This window comes from Pseudomonas sp. 5Vm1k (genome assembly GCF_056161485.1).
This window is the reverse complement of sequence record NZ_JBSPCZ010000001.1, coordinates 440,449-456,780: the sequence shown is the minus strand read 5'-3', so window position 1 is coordinate 456,780 and position 16,332 is coordinate 440,449. Positions and strand designations below refer to the sequence as shown.

The 16,332-nt window shown below is 58.5% G+C and carries 20 protein-coding genes; 8 read left to right on the top strand and 12 right to left on the bottom strand.

Annotation, left to right across the window (positions count from 1 at the left end; translation table 11 throughout):
- The first annotated feature begins 205 nt into the window (after nt 1-205).
- Nucleotides 206-1,420 carry an aldose 1-epimerase family protein gene (locus tag ACWIKB_RS02080; RefSeq protein WP_475265119.1) on the top strand — a complete coding sequence of 405 codons (1,215 nt, stop codon included), beginning with the start codon at nt 206-208 and terminating at the stop codon, nt 1,418-1,420.
- 341 nt (nt 1,421-1,761) lie between these two features.
- Here the strand turns inward: ACWIKB_RS02080 and ACWIKB_RS02075 are convergent, their stop codons facing one another.
- The 6 genes from ACWIKB_RS02075 to ACWIKB_RS02050 form a co-directional block, all read right to left on the bottom strand.
- Nucleotides 1,762-2,340, bottom strand: a complete 579-nt coding sequence (locus ACWIKB_RS02075; RefSeq protein ID WP_475265118.1) for a hypothetical protein — start codon at nt 2,338-2,340, stop codon at nt 1,762-1,764.
- Nucleotides 2,341-2,401: 61 nt separating this feature from the next.
- Complete coding sequence (locus ACWIKB_RS02070; RefSeq protein ID WP_475265117.1) at nt 2,402-3,895, bottom strand: YifB family Mg chelatase-like AAA ATPase; 1,494 nt, start codon at nt 3,893-3,895, stop codon at nt 2,402-2,404.
- Between the two features lie 374 nt (nt 3,896-4,269).
- Nucleotides 4,270-4,440 (bottom strand): hypothetical protein, encoded by a 171-nt coding sequence (locus ACWIKB_RS02065; RefSeq protein WP_475265116.1) that lies wholly within the window; start codon nt 4,438-4,440, stop codon nt 4,270-4,272.
- A 33-nt stretch (nt 4,441-4,473) separates the two neighbouring features.
- Complete coding sequence (locus ACWIKB_RS02060) at nt 4,474-5,010, bottom strand: N-acetyltransferase (protein WP_475265115.1); 537 nt, start codon at nt 5,008-5,010, stop codon at nt 4,474-4,476.
- 211 nt (nt 5,011-5,221) lie between these two features.
- The gene (locus tag ACWIKB_RS02055) at nt 5,222-5,749 is read right to left on the bottom strand and encodes a BRO-N domain-containing protein (RefSeq protein ID WP_475265114.1); all 528 of its coding nucleotides are present in this window, start codon (nt 5,747-5,749) and stop codon (nt 5,222-5,224) included.
- A gap of 444 nt (nt 5,750-6,193) precedes the next feature.
- Nucleotides 6,194-6,454: an accessory factor UbiK family protein gene (locus tag ACWIKB_RS02050; RefSeq protein ID WP_054048512.1), complete on the bottom strand. Its 261-nt coding sequence runs from the start codon at nt 6,452-6,454 to the stop codon at nt 6,194-6,196.
- Nucleotides 6,455-6,869: 415 nt separating this feature from the next.
- On the opposite strand from ACWIKB_RS02050, the gene glnK reads away from it, so the two are divergent.
- The 4 genes from glnK to sutA all read left to right on the top strand — a co-directional run bounded on the left by glnK (nt 6,870) and on the right by sutA (nt 9,648).
- The gene (gene glnK / locus ACWIKB_RS02045; protein ID WP_002555808.1) at nt 6,870-7,208 is read left to right on the top strand and encodes a P-II family nitrogen regulator; all 339 of its coding nucleotides are present in this window, start codon (nt 6,870-6,872) and stop codon (nt 7,206-7,208) included.
- A gap of 35 nt (nt 7,209-7,243) precedes the next feature.
- On the top strand, nt 7,244-8,581 hold the full coding sequence (locus ACWIKB_RS02040) for an ammonium transporter (protein ID WP_475265113.1): 1,338 nt from the start codon (nt 7,244-7,246) through the stop codon (nt 8,579-8,581).
- A 215-nt stretch (nt 8,582-8,796) separates the two neighbouring features.
- Nucleotides 8,797-9,222 (top strand): secondary thiamine-phosphate synthase enzyme YjbQ, encoded by a 426-nt coding sequence (locus ACWIKB_RS02035; protein ID WP_033060691.1) that lies wholly within the window; start codon nt 8,797-8,799, stop codon nt 9,220-9,222.
- Between the two features lie 102 nt (nt 9,223-9,324).
- Complete coding sequence (sutA, locus tag ACWIKB_RS02030) at nt 9,325-9,648, top strand: transcriptional regulator SutA (protein WP_475265112.1); 324 nt, start codon at nt 9,325-9,327, stop codon at nt 9,646-9,648.
- 478 nt (nt 9,649-10,126) lie between these two features.
- Here the strand turns inward: sutA and ACWIKB_RS02025 are convergent, their stop codons facing one another.
- From ACWIKB_RS02025 to lptM, 6 genes are read right to left on the bottom strand one after another with little or no spacing between them, the layout of a single operon-like run.
- The gene (locus ACWIKB_RS02025; protein ID WP_475265111.1) at nt 10,127-10,834 is read right to left on the bottom strand and encodes an HAD family hydrolase; all 708 of its coding nucleotides are present in this window, start codon (nt 10,832-10,834) and stop codon (nt 10,127-10,129) included.
- Entirely contained in the window at nt 10,831-11,730 is a 900-nt protein-coding gene (gene xerC, locus ACWIKB_RS02020) for a tyrosine recombinase XerC (protein ID WP_054048521.1), read from the bottom strand. The genes ACWIKB_RS02025 and xerC overlap by 4 nt, the downstream gene beginning before the upstream one ends.
- 2 nt (nt 11,731-11,732) lie before the next feature.
- A complete protein-coding gene (locus ACWIKB_RS02015; RefSeq protein WP_475265110.1) occupies nt 11,733-12,458 on the bottom strand; it encodes a DUF484 family protein in 726 nt (241 codons plus the stop codon).
- Nucleotides 12,459-12,471: 13 nt separating this feature from the next.
- Entirely contained in the window at nt 12,472-13,302 is an 831-nt protein-coding gene (gene dapF, locus ACWIKB_RS02010) for a diaminopimelate epimerase (RefSeq protein WP_475265109.1), read from the bottom strand.
- Between the two features lie 4 nt (nt 13,303-13,306).
- Entirely contained in the window at nt 13,307-14,554 is a 1,248-nt protein-coding gene (gene lysA / locus ACWIKB_RS02005; RefSeq protein ID WP_475265108.1) for a diaminopimelate decarboxylase, read from the bottom strand.
- Nucleotides 14,555-14,566: 12 nt separating this feature from the next.
- Nucleotides 14,567-14,743: an LPS translocon maturation chaperone LptM gene (lptM, locus tag ACWIKB_RS02000; protein WP_475265107.1), complete on the bottom strand. Its 177-nt coding sequence runs from the start codon at nt 14,741-14,743 to the stop codon at nt 14,567-14,569.
- Between the two features lie 329 nt (nt 14,744-15,072).
- Here lptM and cyaY point away from each other — a divergent pair, with 329 nt between their 5' ends.
- The 3 genes from cyaY (at nt 15,073) to rnk (ending at nt 16,332) form a co-directional block, all read left to right on the top strand.
- Nucleotides 15,073-15,405, top strand: coding sequence for an iron donor protein CyaY (gene cyaY / locus ACWIKB_RS01995; RefSeq protein WP_017341439.1), 333 nt, complete (start codon nt 15,073-15,075; stop codon nt 15,403-15,405).
- 4 nt (nt 15,406-15,409) lie between these two features.
- Nucleotides 15,410-15,628 (top strand): DUF1289 domain-containing protein, encoded by a 219-nt coding sequence (locus tag ACWIKB_RS01990; protein ID WP_475265106.1) that lies wholly within the window; start codon nt 15,410-15,412, stop codon nt 15,626-15,628.
- Nucleotides 15,629-15,921: 293 nt separating this feature from the next.
- Nucleotides 15,922-16,332 carry a nucleoside diphosphate kinase regulator gene (gene rnk / locus ACWIKB_RS01985; RefSeq protein WP_475265105.1) on the top strand — a complete coding sequence of 137 codons (411 nt, stop codon included), beginning with the start codon at nt 15,922-15,924 and terminating at the stop codon, nt 16,330-16,332.

The following is a 16,332-nucleotide window of genomic DNA, read 5'->3' as shown; positions in this document are numbered from 1 at the left end:
ACAAATCCTGTGTTCGCCGCTGAACTAATGTGGGAGCGGGCTTGCTCGCGAAGGGGTCACCCTGATTTTCGTTCTAATCCCTTCCTTCGCATCAACCCCCTCCCAACCCCTCAGCAGCATTTCTTGCGATATCTCCATTTTTAAGCTTGATGAATCGTTTCAGCAAGACTATAAAAATGGCACAACTCCAAGAAAGGCTTCAGCCATGACCCCGCTTAAACTCATCGTTGCCCTCAGCGCACTGTCCGCTGCCTCCCACGCCATGGCCTGGGATTACGTCCTGCTCGACACCGACAAAGCTGCGCAGAACTGGCAGATCACCAGCCAACAACTGGGCGTGAAAACCGACCAACCTTTCTCCGTGACCCTGCGCACCCTGCACGGCGGTCGGCAGGAGGGCGTCAGCATCGTCGACATCGATAACGGCAAGATGAAACTCTCGGTGGTGCCGACCCGCGGGATGAACGTCCTACAGGCGTCTGTAGGCAATGTGCGCATGGGTTGGGATTCGGCGGTCAAGGACGTGGTCAATCCGTCCTTCATCGAACTCAACGGTCGCGGTGGCCTGGGTTGGCTCGAAGGCTTCAACGAACTCGTCGCCCGCTGCGGTTACGAATGGGTCGGCCATCCGGGCATGGACAACGGCGAACTGCTGACCCTCCACGGCCGCGCCGCCAACATCCCGGCCAGCAAAGTCACCCTGCACATCGACGACAAACCACCCTACGCCATCAGCCTGCGCGGCGAGCTGAAGGAACAGGCATTCAAGAAAGTCGACTTCTCGGTGCAGACCGAACTGGTCACCGAACCCGGTAGCGTCGCGTTCGCCCTCAACGATACGCTGACCAACAACGGCGACTATCCGAAGGAATATCAAGCGCTGTACCACAGCAACTTCAGCACCCCGTTCCTGGAACAGGGCGCCCGGTTTGCCGCGCCGGTGAAACAGGTTTCGCCATTCAACGACAAGGCCAAGGGCGACCTGCCCGACTGGCAGACCTACCGCGCACCGACCAAGGATTACGACGAGACTGTTTACAACGTCGTGCCGTATGGCGATGCCAAGGGCGATACGCTGACCGTATTGCACAACAAGGCGGGCAGCCTCGGGGTTTCGGTCGGGTTTAATACTCAGCAGTTGCCAGTGTTCTCGTTGTGGAAAAACACCGATACCCAAGGGCAGGGCTATGTCACCGGCCTGGAGCCGGGCACGAGTTTTTCCTACAACCGCCGGTATCAGCGGCCGCTTGGATTGGTGCCAACGATTGGGGTGAAAGAGCAGAAGCAGTTCCAGATCCACTACAGCTTGCTGGCGGATAAAGGGGCTGTGGATAAGGCTTTGACGCGGGTCAGTGATATTCAGGGCGGGCGGGCGACTGAGGTCAGGCAGGCGCCGTTGGTGGATTTGAGCAAAGAGTAAGCAGCCTTACGAAATGAGCAGTGGAAGTCTGTGTTCACTGCTCATCAAAAGGCTAAAAGGGAAGTCTCATTTCTGAGGCTTGTGCAGCATCGAACAGACGCCGGATGAAATCGAAGTCATTTCAGGTTTGGTTGGTATAAAACCGATGTTCCTTATTTCCGATCTAATCTATGTAATAGATGACGTACTCCGCGTATTTCTCATCGGCGTTGAAGCTGTAACGCAATGAAAGAGAAAACTCCTTCTCCTTGAGTTTCACAAACGAATTATTGTCGTCGTAACTCCAGGAAAATTCACCCCGCTCGGTTCTCGCGGTGAGTGCTTTGATGAAATCGAAAAATCTAGGCGGCAGCATATTGGCGCCCTCTGGCTGGGTTAACCTTTTCTAGGTTTTCTTTGATGTTTTCAAGATTGTGGTGAAGATGGATTCTGACCGGCTTTTCGAGCGGAGAGTTTGCTGTCGCGAAAACTCCTTTTCTGATACTGATTTCAGTTTCTCCAAGGATAGTGTCAATCCTCTCGAACTCCTGACCTGTACCGGGTATTTTGGCAAACAGAATCCTGAAATGCTGATAGCACTTCAGCGCCAATGGATAGTTTTCGGTGTCTACATAACCTGCTGTTTCATTGAGCGTCGCAATGCATTCACTGACGGCTGAGGCGCCCTCTACGGCTTTTGCATCCTTAAGTATTCTGTCCGCTTCTGCACTGATACTGCGTGAGTAACGAACAGTGTGCAGAACTTCGGATATTGAAATGATGAGTGCGACGATCGTAATTACAGTGCCAATGTAGGAAAAGTTGTTCAGGGTCGTCGGGGAGCCAACAACTATTTCCTGCTGTAATAGCGCCGCCCATACGATAGCAATGCTTATCAGGCAATAGACGAATCTTATCCAATGACTTCTTAGTAACTCCATGTATTACTGACGCTCTCTCTGATAGTGATCTGTATGAATTATTTATGGTGATGCCCACCGGTTAAGCTGAAGTGGGTCGATATTGCAACGCCTCTGCCAGATGCTCGCGAGTAATCCCGTCGACCTGTTCAAGATCCGCCAAGGTGCGAGCGACCTTGAGCAGTCGGTGGGCCGCTCGCAGCGACAAAGTCAGTCGTTCACAAGCGGATTCCAGCCAATTTTCATCGGCTGTGGATAACTTGCAGTGCCGACGCAGGCCCGGCAGATCCAGGAATGCGTTGGCGCAGCCTTGGCGTTTGTGTTGCCGCTCCCTTGCGTCGGCAACCAGTGCTGCGGCGGTGGTTGTGTCGTCGCCGGGTTTGGGCAATGGATTCAACGCCGTGGCTTCCCGGGCGACGGTCAGGTGCAGGTCGATGCGATCCAGCAGCGGCCCGGAGAGTTTGTTGCGGTAGCGCTGGACCATGTCCGGCGTACAACTGCATTTGCCGCTGGGTTCGCCAAGATATCCACAGGGGCACGGGTTCATCGCTGCGACCAGTTGGAAGCGTGCCGGGAAACGCACGCGGTCCTTGGCGCGGGATATCACGATGTGCCCGGACTCCATGGGCTCCCTTAAAACTTCCAGGACCTTGCGATCAAACTCCGGCAGTTCATCAAGGAACAGCACGCCGTGGTGGGCGAGGGTGATTTCTCCGGGTTGCGGTCGTGATCCGCCACCGACCAGTGCAGGCCCGGAAGCTGAGTGGTGGGGTTGGCGAAACGGTCGTTGCGGCCAATGACTCAGCGGCACGCAACTGGAGACCGATTGAATCGCCGCTACTTCCAGTGCCTCATTCTCGGCCAGCGGTGGCAAGAGCCCGGGCAATCGGCTCGCCAGCAGGGTTTTCCCCGTCCCGGGCGGTCCGCTGAACAACAAGTTATGCGCGCCTGCCGCCGCAATTAGCAGCGCACGCTTGGCTGACATTTGGCCCTGCACCTCATTCAAATCGGGATAAGGCATGCTGGCGTACAGCAAGCCATTGGATACGTAGGGCTCAATCGGTGTGTGTCCGTTGAAGTGCGCAACCGCTTGAAGCAAATGATCCACCGCGATCACCTTCAACCCCGACGCGAGGCACGCCTCCTCGGCATTCTCTCGCGGCACCACCAGTATCCGACCGGCCTTGCGTGCTGCCAGCGCTGCGGGGAGCACACCGCGAACGGCCCGAACCGCGCCGGATAACGCCAATTCACCAAGGCACTCCACGTCATCCAGGGTCAACGTCGGCACCTGCACGCTGGCGGACAAAATCCCCAGGGCAATCGCCAGATCGAACCGTCCGCCGTCCTTCGGCAAATCCGCAGGCGCGAGATTCAATGTGATGCGCCGCGCCGGAAATTGCAGCCCCGAATTGATGATCGCGCTGCGTACCCGGTCCTTGCTTTCTTTCACCGCAGCCTCCGGCAAACCGACCATGGTCAGTGATGGCAGACCGTTGGCCAGATGGACTTCGACGGTAACGGCGGGCGCATCTACACCAATCTGGGCGCGGCTATGGACGATGGAGAGGGACATGGTCGTTCCTTGAGCTTCACGGGAACCGCTTCCTGCGGTTTGTGAAGGGTAGCCGGGTCGTGCGGCGGCGCAGGTGCCAAACTTTCGCAGGATGTTGCGAGTGTCTTTCTGGTGGGGAAAGCTTAGGGCGTGGGGAGTGCGGACGTAATCAGTCGCGGGATGAGGTTGTTGTAGGACGTTGCCTAGAGTGATGAAGGATGTCGGCGAAAGCTGAATCGGAGGCGAAAAAAAACCGCCTTGAGTTGGCGGTTTTTTTATTTGCAGGCTTCGGTGAGGCCGAGGCCTGCGTATCCTCAACAGATACACCCACGACGGGAAGCCTATTCAAATTTGATCAGCCAGGCAAGCGTGGACTCTGCCCGGCGCAGCGAAGCTCAGGCTCTCACACCGGCAAGCAAGCCCGGAGGCTCAAGTTCTTTGCCGCGAGCTGCGCCTACTTCAAGAAAGCGCCGTTGATTCGCAGACACGTTACCGGCTAAACGGAGCGCCTCGGTATGAAATTCATAAGCTAACAACAGCTTGGCTTTTCGTTTTTTTTGGTTCATAGACACCTCGTGTGTCTTGATCATGAGTTGATGTTATTGGCCATCCACGTAAATGACAAGGCGGTTGGTATCGTCAAAATTGAATCCGAGCTCCTGATAGTAAGAGACAACGTTAGGGTCAGGATCCTGTATCTCTATCTCTTTGCAGCCCAGCATCCGTGCATAAAATTCTGTTGCCAATAAGGCCATTGGGGCGACCCAGCCGCGAAGTGGATGGGTTTCATCCGGGTGCCCCTGTAAAAGGATGATCTTTATGCGGACAGTGCTTCTTCTTGGGGTCGCATAGCACAGGCCACATAGTTTCTGTGCATGCCAGATCGCCAAATCGAAACCCTTGGCATCCTTACACTTCCAGTCCTGGACGCTATCCCATGGATACAGTACTGCTTCTGTCCACAGATGAGAGGCATCAATCGCAGCAGGGGTAATAGGATCAAACCTGATTACTGACGGATCTATCTCTAGACTTTGGGCTACACAGTTTATGAGGAAGGTTTTGTGCGCCAGTTTTCGTGCATTCGATTTATGAGTTTGGTCGCGGAGTTCCGTAGCCTTTCCTTTTCTTCTCATCGCTCGTGTTCTGTCGGAAGCAGGGCGATGAAGATAGAGGGCTGGAGTGTGGTCACGTAATCAGGCGCGGGAGCCGCGTCCTGTAGGACCGTACTTAGATCATCGAAGGGCTTTAGATGAAAAGTGCTCAGATGTAGGAAATGGCAGCGTTAGCAGTGGGCTAATGCTGCCAGAAGACATACTCCTGCAGTTTGTATTGTGCTGTTTGTTCTTAAAGCGATTGCAACACTCGCGAAGCACGCTTCCACCAAGGCGCACTCACCGCACGCCGTGGCTGTTCACCCTCCAGCAGCATATGCGGAACATCCTGCAACCGAATCCACGGCTGGTTATTCCAGTGCAGCAAACTCAGTGACATCTCTGGCCAATTCAGCAGGCTCAATATCGGGCGTTCGGTTGAGGTCGGTTGCTGGGCGTCTCTGAGGGCTGGCACCACGTCGTGGGTCAGCCATTCGCGCAGGCCTCGGTATTCGGGGCAGTAGTGGTAGACCAACAGGGCGTAGACGCCGGATTCGCTGATGAGCAGGGTGTTTTCGACGGTGCCGTGGATGAGCATCTGCGCAGTTTGATGTTGGTCGGGGTCGAGTTTGCGGACGGCGCGTTCGTCGAGGAACAGGCGCAGGAGTCGGCCCTGGTCACGGGCGCTGAACCAGGGTTGGTTCTCGAGGAGGAGGGCGTGGAGGTAGAGTTTGTGGCGGGTGAAGACGTGTGGAATTAGATATGTGTCATCGCTATTCATTGATACAGCTCCTTTTGCTAAAGAGGCTGCCGTCAATCGTCGCCAAACAATTGGGTGGCAGCTGTACGCGGGTTGGCGAACCGGAGCAAAAGGAACCCGGCAGACCCGAAGGTCTCCCACGCACAGCCGCCATGATTCGATGTGGCGGAGGTGAACCCGCCGTCGATGGTCGTCGTACGCCTTAAGCTTCCAGGTCGCCAAACCCAGTGCTGAACATTCAGCAGAAGGTGAGCTTAGGAGTCTGGATTTCACGGCGCTATCGGACGGCGGTGGTGATCTTTGTAGGACGTTGCCGAGATGTTTGCAGGGCTGAGGATCAAAAGATCGCAGCCTTCGGCAGCTCCTACAGGGGGGTGGTCTTTACAGTGTGGGAGGGCTGGTTTACCGAGGCGACTCATTCGCGGGCAAGCCTTGCTCCTACAGGGGAACGCATCTTTAGCTGGGTTACTCGGTCGGCGGGTTGAGCTTTGCTTCCAGCTCCGCGACCTTCGCCTCAAGGCTTTCCAAGCGTGCTCGAGTGCGGGCGAGTACGACCATCTGGCTATCAAACTCTTCCCGGCTTACCAGATCCAGTTTGCTGAAGCCGCTCTGCAGCAAAGCCTTGAACTGGCTTTCGATTTCGCTTTTCGGCAGCGGGGTTTCGCCGCTGAAGAGGCGGGAGGCGGTGCCGCTCAGGGCGTCGAGGAAGTCTTTGGGCGCGAGCATGGGAAAGGTCCTGGAAACAATGGCGGGCAGTGTATCACGCAGTGTCTATAGTCAAATCCGACGGCTGCGATGCACGCTTTTCGCGCAGGCGGACGGACGGCAACGCACTGTTGTTGTGCGTAATGTCATCGGCAGATGTGGGAAGTGGCTTGCAGCAGCGGCCAAAGGATTGAATTCAGTAGGTTTTGGCGAGATGGCAAGCTTTCTGCTTAGTCGCTAGTGACCCATGCACTGATGCAGTCGCTGTGACGAATGCAGTGCGCCACGCGGAACGGGGAAGTTTCGCACGGAGTGGTTAGCTGGCGTCGGACGGGCAGGTTGGGCCGACGATGCGTTACAAAGCCAGGCACTGCGCTTAGACTTGAGTCGGGTTTGTTTTCCTGGGGCAAGTCCACCAATTCGGGAGAGAGTTTTCATGAAGCTAGTCACTGCCATCATCAAGCCGTTCAAACTGGACGATGTACGCGAGTCGTTGTCCGAGATCGGCGTGCAGGGCATTACCGTTACTGAGGTCAAAGGCTTCGGTCGGCAGAAGGGTCACACCGAGCTGTATCGCGGCGCGGAGTACGTGGTCGATTTTCTGCCCAAGGTGAAGATTGATGTCGCCATTGACGACAAGGATCTTGACCGGGTTATCGAGGCGATAACCAAGGCAGCCAACACCGGCAAGATCGGTGACGGCAAGATCTTCGTGGTCAATCTGGAACAGGCGATTCGCATCCGTACCGGCGAAACCGATACCGACGCAATCTAAGCCGCCACAAACCCAACGCCCCAGGAGAAAACAATATGACTCTGCGTAAATTCGCAGGGCTAGGAGCCCTGTTGTCCATCGTAATGCCCGGCCTGGCTTTGGCGGCAGATCCGGTGGCGCCTCCAGTCCTCAATTCCGGCGATACCGCCTGGATGTTGACCTCGACTGCCCTTGTGCTGTTCATGACCATTCCTGGCCTCGCGCTGTTCTACGGCGGCATGGTTCGGTCCAAAAACATTCTTTCCGTGATGATGCAGTGCTTCGCCATTACCGGTCTGATCACCATCCTGTGGTTCATTTATGGCTACAGCATGGCGTTCGATACCACGGGGATGGAAGCCAACGTCGTCAACCTCAACTCCTTTGTCGGCAGCTTTGCCAAGGCCTTCCTCGCAGGCATCACGCCTGCCAGCATTACTGGCCCGGCGGCGCTGTTCCCTGAGGCAGTGTTTGTTACCTATCAGATGACCTTTGCGATCATCACCCCGGCGCTGATCGTCGGTGCGTTCGCAGAGCGGATGAAGTTCTCCGCGATGCTGGTGTTCATGGGCGTCTGGTTCACCCTGGTTTACGCGCCAATCGCGCACATGGTCTGGAGCGGTCCGGGTTCGCTGTTGGGCGACTGGGGCGTGCTCGACTTCGCGGGCGGCACCGTGGTTCACATCAACGCCGGTGTGGCGGGTCTGATTGCCTGCCTGGTGCTGGGCAAGCGTAAAGGCTTCCCGACCACCCCGATGGCTCCGCACAACCTCGGTTACACCCTGATGGGCGCGGCGATGCTGTGGGTTGGCTGGTTTGGCTTCAACGCCGGTTCCGCTGCTGCGGCCAACGGCACTGCCGGTATGGCGATGCTGGTCACCCAGATCGCAACCGCTGCCGCTGCACTGGGCTGGATGTTCGCCGAGTGGATCACTCACGGCAAACCAAGTGCACTGGGTATCGCGTCTGGTGTGGTCGCCGGTCTGGTCGCCATTACACCGGCTGCTGGCACCGTGGGCCCGATGGGCTCGCTGATCATCGGTCTGGCGGCAGGCGTGGTGTGCTTCTTCTGCGCCACCACCCTGAAACGCAAACTCGGCTATGACGACTCCCTGGACGCCTTCGGCGTGCACGGTATCGGCGGTATCCTCGGCGCAATCCTCACTGGTGTGTTCGCTGCTCCGTCCCTGGGTGGCTTCGGCACCGTCACCGACATCGCCGCACAAGTCTGGATTCAAACCAAAGGCGTGGGCTTCACGGTGATCTACACCGCGATCGTCACCTTCATCATCCTCAAGGTCCTGGACGCCGTCATGGGTCTGCGTGCCACCGACGAAGAAGAAGCGGTTGGCCTCGATCTGGCACAACACAACGAACGCGGCTACAACTTGTAAGACGCGCACGAAAAAAACTTGCCCGGCTTGCCGGGCATTTTTTTGTCCGGGATTTGTCATTAAGGAGGTAGCTGAAAGGTTTTTTCCTACGGCTTATGTCGTGTTTACGGCGAGCGTTTTTCTGAGGCGAAAAACTTACAGCAATGCAGGAATATTAGGGCCTTTGTTTTTTCCCAGAGCGCGCTAGAATGCGCCCCGAACGTGCGGAGAACTGTATGTGGCAACAGACTCTGATTACCCTGCGGGCAAGGCCCCGGGGCTTTCATCTGGTAACGGACGAGTTACTCGCCGGCTTGCCTGAACTCAAGGCGTGCCGGGTCGGTCTGTTGCATTTGTGGCTGCAGCATACCTCGGCGTCGTTGACCATCAACGAAAACGCCGATCCGGCGGTACGTCGCGACTTCGAACGATTTTTCAATCGTCTGATCCCACAAGGAACAGACGGCTATGAGCATAACGACGAAGGCCTGGACGACCTCCCGGCGCACTTCAAGGCCAGCGTGCTTGGCTGTCAGCTCAGTTTGCCGATATCGGCAGGCCGACTGGCGTTGGGGACCTGGCAAGGCGTTTATCTGGGCGAGCACCGTGATTTTGGCGGTGCCCGTAAAGTCCTCGCCACCGTGCACGGTGAAGGGGCATAAGTCGCTGGTTGCCAGCGGCTGTTGATTTTTTTCCGGCGGCCTTCGACAGATGGCGAAGCTGGGCTATAACTAATCTGCTTTTCGCAAGTCATGAGGTAGAACATGAGCGACGATGATCTGGAAAACGACGACCTCGAAGTAGGCGACGAAGACGAGGCCGAAGAAGGCCTGGAAGCAGCAGCGGAAGACGTTGCTGACGACGACGGCGGTGATACGCCGGTTCCGACCGCCAAAGGCAAGGCCAAGGCTGCTGTGTCAGTCGATGAGCTGCCAAGCGTCGAAGCCAAAAACAAGGAACGCGACGCCCTGGCCAAGGCCATGGAAGAGTTCCTGGCCAAAGGTGGCAAGGTGCAGGAAGTGGAGGCCAATGTGGTCGCCGATCCGCCCAAGAAGCCTGACAACAAGTACGGCAGCCGGCCTATCTAAGCGCCTGCTACTTGCTTGCTGAAAAAGCCCGCCGTCGCTGCGGGCTTTTTCATGGGCAAAATAAAAGTCGCCTGCGCAACACAACCCCTGTGGGAGCGGGCTTGCTCGCGAAAGCGGTGTGTGAGTCGATATCAATGTTGACGGATAGGGCCTCTTCGCGAGCAAGCCCGCTCCCACATTTGATTGTTGGCGTTCACAAAATCTGTGTTCGAAACAGGTCCCCTGCAGGAGCGAGGCTTGCCCGCGAAGGGGCCGCCGTATTCAGCATATGTGGTGGCTGATACTCCGCTTTCGCGAGCAAGCCCGCTCCCACATTTGATTGTTGGCGTTCACAAAGTCTGTGTTCGAAACAGGTCCCCTGTAGGAGCGAGGCTTGCCCGCGAAGAGGCCATCACATTCAGCAGCTGTGGTGGCTGATCCACCGCTTTCGCGAGCAAGCCCGCTCCCACAGGGTGTTACACACCCACAGGGGTTTGTGTCAGGCCGAGGCTGCGTTCCAACGGGCTAAAAGCGCCGGCAGATCGGTCAGGCTACGAATCTCCGCATCCGGCAAACGATCCGCTTCCCAGGCCTTGCCCGTCGGGTTGAACCAGATTGCGCGCAAGCCTGCCTGTTGGGCGCCAGCGATGTCATCGCCGGGATGATCACCAATGTGCGCCGCCGTCTCGGCCGTCGCACCACCACGCTGCAATGCCTCATGAAACAGGCGCGCATCGGGTTTGGCGATGCCGATGTCTTCGGCGCACAACGCAAATTTGAAGTAATCCGCCAGGCCCAAACGACGGACATCGGCGTTGCCATTGGTGACCACGCCGAGGGCGTAGTGGTTGGCCAGGGTCTCCAGGGTCGGCTGCACTTCCGGGAAAATTTGCAACTGATGGCGGGCGTGCAAAAACACTTCGAAGCTCTGATCCGCCAGGTCCGAAGCCTGGTCGTGATCGTAGCCAGCCTCTTCCAGTGCATGGAATAGCACGCGCCGGCGCAGGGCGCTGATGCGGTGCTTGAGGCCCGGTTCGTTGCCCAGCACCCGCTCACGAATGGCCCACAAATGCTCCACCGGCACCGCGCCCAGGTTCGGTGCGTGCTCGGTCAGCCATTCACGCAAGGTGGCTTCGGCGCTGACGATCACCGGGGCGGTGTCCCACAGGGTGTCGTCGAGGTCGAAGGTGATCAACTGGATTCTCATGACTCATCGCCTTTGATTCGTTTGGCCCGCGGATGGGCGCTGTCGTAGACCGTTGCCAGGTGCTGGAAATCCAGGTGGGTGTAGATCTGGGTGGTCTTGATGTCCGAGTGGCCGAGCAGTTCCTGCACCGCGCGCAGGTCCTGGGAGGACTCCAGCAAGTGGCTGGCGAAGGAGTGCCGCAGCATGTGCGGATGCAGGTTTTGTCCCAGTTCGCGTTCGCCGGCGGCTTTTACCCGCACCTGAATCGCCCGTGGGCCGAGGCGCCGGCCTTGCTGGCTGACGAAGACCGCGTCGTCTGCCGGGTTGGTCATGGCGCGCATAGGCAGCCACAGTTCCAGCGCTTCACGCGCTTTTTTGCCCACTGGCAGCAGCCGGGTCTTGCTGCCCTTGCCGAGCACCTGAACCATGCCGTCGGCCAGATCGAGTTGATCCAGATTCAGCCCGGTCAGCTCCGAAAGCCGCAAGCCCGAGGAATAAAACAGCTCCAGAATTGCCTGATCTCGACGCGCCAGGAAGTCATCCTCAACCGCGCCTTCCAACAGTTGCAATGCGCGGTCAGTGTCGAGGGTTTTCGGCAGGCGCCGTTCACCCTTGGGCGGCGCCAGGCCGTTGGCCGGGTCGTGATCGCACAGGCCTTCGCGATTCAGGTAGTGATAGAGCCCGCGCACCGCCGACAACAAACGCGCCAGGCTGCGGGACGATTGGCCTTGTGAATGCAGGCGCGCGATCAGGCTGCGCAAGCGCTGAATATCGAGCGCGGCCCAACTGCTGATGTTTTGTTTGACGCACCAGCCCAGCACTTTGTCGAGGTCGCGACGGTAGGCGTACAGCGTGTGGGGCGACACCTGCCGCTCACTGCGCAGGTGTTCGCAGTAAGCGTCCAGTTGTCGTTCCACGGTCAGCGTACCGAGCGCAGGGAGTTGTTGACCCGTGGCAACACGCGGCCCATGACTTCGGCGATGTAGCTCAAGAACAGCGTGCCCACCGAGCTTTTGTAGTGCTGGGGATCGCGGCTGGCGATGGCCAGAACGCCATGGATGCCTTGATGGCTGATGGCGACGACGGCGGTGGAGCCGATCTGCTTGCGTTGTTCTTCGCCGAACAGGAAGTCCAGCTCGTGTTCACGCAGGCTGCCACTGACGCTTTTGTCTTCCGAGAGCAGGCCACCGATAGCCGTTTGCGCTTCGGCGTGCGTGGCCCAGCGACCCACCGGCATGGGGTTGTCGCCCAGCAGGATGAGGCTGACGAAAGGCACCTGGAAGTCCTGGCGCAGGCTGTCTTCGACGCTGATCACCACGTCTTCCAGGCTGGCGGCATCCATCAGCGCGAGAATCAGGCGGCGGGTCTTGTCGAAGAGGCGATCGTTGTCGCGGGCCACATCCATCAAGTGCGACAGGCGATGACGCAACTCGATGTTACGGTCGCGCAGAATGGTCATCTGGCGTTCGACCAGCGAAATGGTGTCGCCGCGCTGGTGCGGAATACGCAAGGCCGGGAGCAGTTCTTCGTGCTCGATGAAGAAATCCGGATGAGCCTCCAGGTACGCGGCAATCGCCGCCGCCTCAAGGCTTTCGGAAGGAGATTCGTCGGGCTGTAGGGCGGGGACCTGGGGCTTATCTTTCATGGATTTGGCTCTCTCAAAGACGCACTTGTCCTTCATATACGCGCACTGCCGGGCCGGTCATCATGACCGGTTGGCCTGGGCCTGCCCATTCAATGGACAGACGCCCGCCGGGCAGGTCGATCAATAGCGGTGAATCCATCCACCCCTGGCTGATCGCGGCCACTGCAGCAGCACAGGCGCCGGTGCCGCAGGCCTGGGTTTCCCCGGCTCCGCGTTCCCAGACGCGCAACTGCGCACGGTTCCGGTCGATGACCTGGAGAAAACCGACATTGACCCGCGCGGGGAAGCGCGGATGGTGTTCGATTTTCGGACCCAGTTCATGCACCGGTGCGTTGTTGATGTCGCTGACTCGCAGCACGGCATGGGGGTTGCCCATGGACACTGCCGCCAGTTCCACCGTAGCGCCGTCGACTTCGAGCTGATAGCTCAAGGCCTGACCTTCGGCTTCGAACGGGATGTCGGCCGGCACCAGACGCGGTGCGCCCATGTCGACGCTGATCTGGCCGTCGCTGCGGATATCCAGCTCGATGATGCCGCTTTTGGTCTCGACGCGAATCTGCCGCTTGGCGGTCAGGCGCTTGTCGAGCACGAAGCGGGCGAAGCAGCGCGCACCGTTGCCGCACTGTTCCACTTCGGAACCGTCGGAGTTGAAGATCCGGTAACGGAAATCCACGTCCGGGTTGCTTGGCGCTTCGACGATCAGCAACTGGTCGAAACCGATACCGGTATGCCGATCGCCCCATTGCTTGGCGTGCTTGGGCAGAATGTGCGCGTGCTGGCTGACCAGGTCGAGGACCATGAAGTCATTGCCCAGGCCGTGCATCTTGGTAAAACGCAGCAGCATGGTTTTACTCCGGCAGCAGGCTTTCGCCAGCAAACAACTCGGCTACCGTCTCACGGCGACGCACTTCAAATGCCTGATCACCGTCCACCAACACTTCGGCGGTACGCCCGCGGGTGTTGTAGTTGGAGCTCATGACAAACCCGTAGGCACCGGCCGAATGCACGGCCAGCAAGTCGCCTTCTTCCAGGGCCAGCTCACGCTCCTTGGCCAGGAAGTCGCCGGTCTCGCAGATCGGCCCGACGATGTCGTAGGCGCGCGCCGCGGTATCGCGAGGGCGCACGGCGGTGACGTCCATCCAGGCCTGGTACAGCGCCGGGCGGATCAGGTCGTTCATGGCTGCATCGACAATGGCGAAGTCTTTGTGTTCGGTGTGCTTGAGGTACTCGACCTGAGTCAGCAGCACGCCGGCGTTGGCGACGATGTAGCGGCCCGGCTCGAACACCAGCGCCAGCTCGCGACCTTCGCAGCGCTCGCGCACGGCTTTGATGTAGTCGGCCGCCAGCGGCGGCTCTTCATCGCGATAACGTACGCCGACGCCACCACCGAGGTCGATGTGCCGCAGGTAAATGCCGCACTCGCCGAGACGATCGATCAAGCCCAGCAGGCGATCGAGAGCGTCGAGGAACGGTGGCAGGCTGGTCAGTTGCGAACCGATGTGGCAATCGACGCCAAGCACTTCCAGGTTAGGCAGTTGCGCGGCGCGGATGTACACGTCTTCGGCATCAGCAATGGCGATGCCGAACTTGTTTTCTTTAAGGCCGGTGGAAATGTACGGGTGGGTGCCGGCATCGACGTCCGGGTTCACGCGCAGCGAGATTGGTGCGCGAACACCCAGCTCGGCGGCGACAACCTGCAGGCGTTCCAGCTCATCGGTGGATTCGACGTTGAAGCAATGCACGCCGACTTCCAGGGCGCGACGCATGTCTTCACGGGTCTTGCCGACACCGGAGAACACGATCTTGTCAGGGCTGCCGCCAGCGGCCAGCACACGTTCCAGTTCACCACGGGAGACGATGTCGAAACCGGCGCCGAGACGGGCCAGGACATTCAGTACACCGAGGTTGGAGTTGGCCTTGACCGCAAAACATACCAGGTGCGGCACACCGGCCAGTGCATCGGCATACGCCAGGTACTGGGCTTCGATGTGGGCGCGGGAGTAGACATAGGTCGGCGTGCCGAAGCGTTCGGCGATGGCGGACAGGGCCACGCCTTCCGCGAACAGCTCACCGTCACGGTAATTAAAAGCGTCCATGGCGTTCCCTTATTATTGGTAGACGTCGTGCTTGTGTGCTTTGGAAGCAGGCTGCTGTTGCGACGACTTGGCCTGCTCGGCAGGATCCTGGTTGTCGTCAGGCAGGTACAGCGGGCCTTTTTGACCACAGGCCGACACAAGGCAGGCAACCGCGAGGAGCGCGGCAAGGGAAGAGATCAGGCGCTTCATGGCGAAATCCTTGAAAATGCGTTAATTGCGCCGGAGTATACCGGCCACCCGGCAGCTTGCCTATGTAACGCGGCTCCCGTCCGGCGGGCCTTGGCCCGATGTCGACAGTTATGTGCAATCCATTGTGGGAGCGGGCTTGCCCGCGAATGCGGCGGTTCAGTCAACAAAGATGTCGGATGTGCCGGCCCCTTCGCGAGCAAGCCCGCTCCCACAGGGACCGCGTTTGATGTATCGATATCGACGCTTGGTCGTTATCCTTTGCAATCACCGGGGCTCGCCCGTATCTTGCGGCGCTTGAGCGTGATCAGACACTTTTTGAGGTTCCTGCAATGAGTTTGACCGAAGCCCGTTTCCACGACCTGGTCGATGCCACCCAGCAATCGCTGGAAGATATTTTCGACGAGAGTGACCTGGATATCGATCTGGAGAGCTCGGCCGGTGTGCTCACCGTCAAGTTCGAAAACGGCAGCCAGTTGATCTTCAGCCGCCAGGAACCGCTGCGCCAGCTGTGGCTGGCCGCAGTGTCCGGCGGGTTCCACTTCGACTATGACGAAGAGAGCGAACGCTGGATGTGCGACAAGAGCGAAGAGCAGCTGGGTGAAATGCTTGAGCGCATCGTCAAGCAGCAAGCCGGCGCCGAATTTGATTTCGAAGGTCTATAGGACTGTGACCGAGCCTGCACCTGTTCGTCCGCCCAAGCCGCTTTACAGCAACGTCAGCGCGGCGGTGCCTTCGCCGTGCAGCGGTGTGTGCCGGCTGGATGAACAGAAGGTCTGCCTGGGGTGTTTTCGCCATGTCGAAGACATCCGCGAATGGCGCTCGGCGGATGATGATCGGCGTCGGGTCATTTGTGCCCAGGCTGCTGACCGCAAGAGTAACGGTTAACTTCCCTCCCCGGGCTGTACGCTATTTTCCTCGGAGCTGCCGAAGGCTGCGATCTTTTGATCTTCCTTCGGCGCCCCCCGAAAGATCAAAAGATCGCCGCCTTCGGCAGCTCCTACAGGGGCATGCGCAGATTGCGGATAGCGATTGCGCAGGCCGTCCGGTGCCGGCTTGTATATTTATTGAGCTGTGATAGTGTCCGGAAACGCCTCAACCCATCGAGGCTCGTGAAAACCCCGCCTTTTTCTGGCGGGGTTTTGCTTTTTTTGTGCAGAAGAAAGGAGTCTGCCCGGATCATGACCGTACCTTCCATCACCCTTACTCGTCTGGACGTACAACGTCTGGAGCGCCTGATCGACAGCCTGGATGACACGCTGCCAGGCGTTATCGCGCTGCAAACCGAACTGGATCGCGCCGATACACTGGTCGGTCACGATGAAGTGCCCGCCGATGTCGTGACCATGAACTCGCGCGTGCATTGCCGCGAAGAAATCAGTGGCAAGGACTATCACCTGACGCTGGTTTATCCCAAGGATGCCAATGCCGACGAAGGCAAGATTTCCATTCTGGCGCCGATGGGCAGCGCCCTGCTGGGCTTGAAAGTCGGTCAACACATCGACTGGCCCGCGCCGGGCGGCAAGACGTTGAAACTGACCCTGCTGGAAGTTGAATCGCAGCCGGCCCATGGCGGCGACTTCCCGGAATAA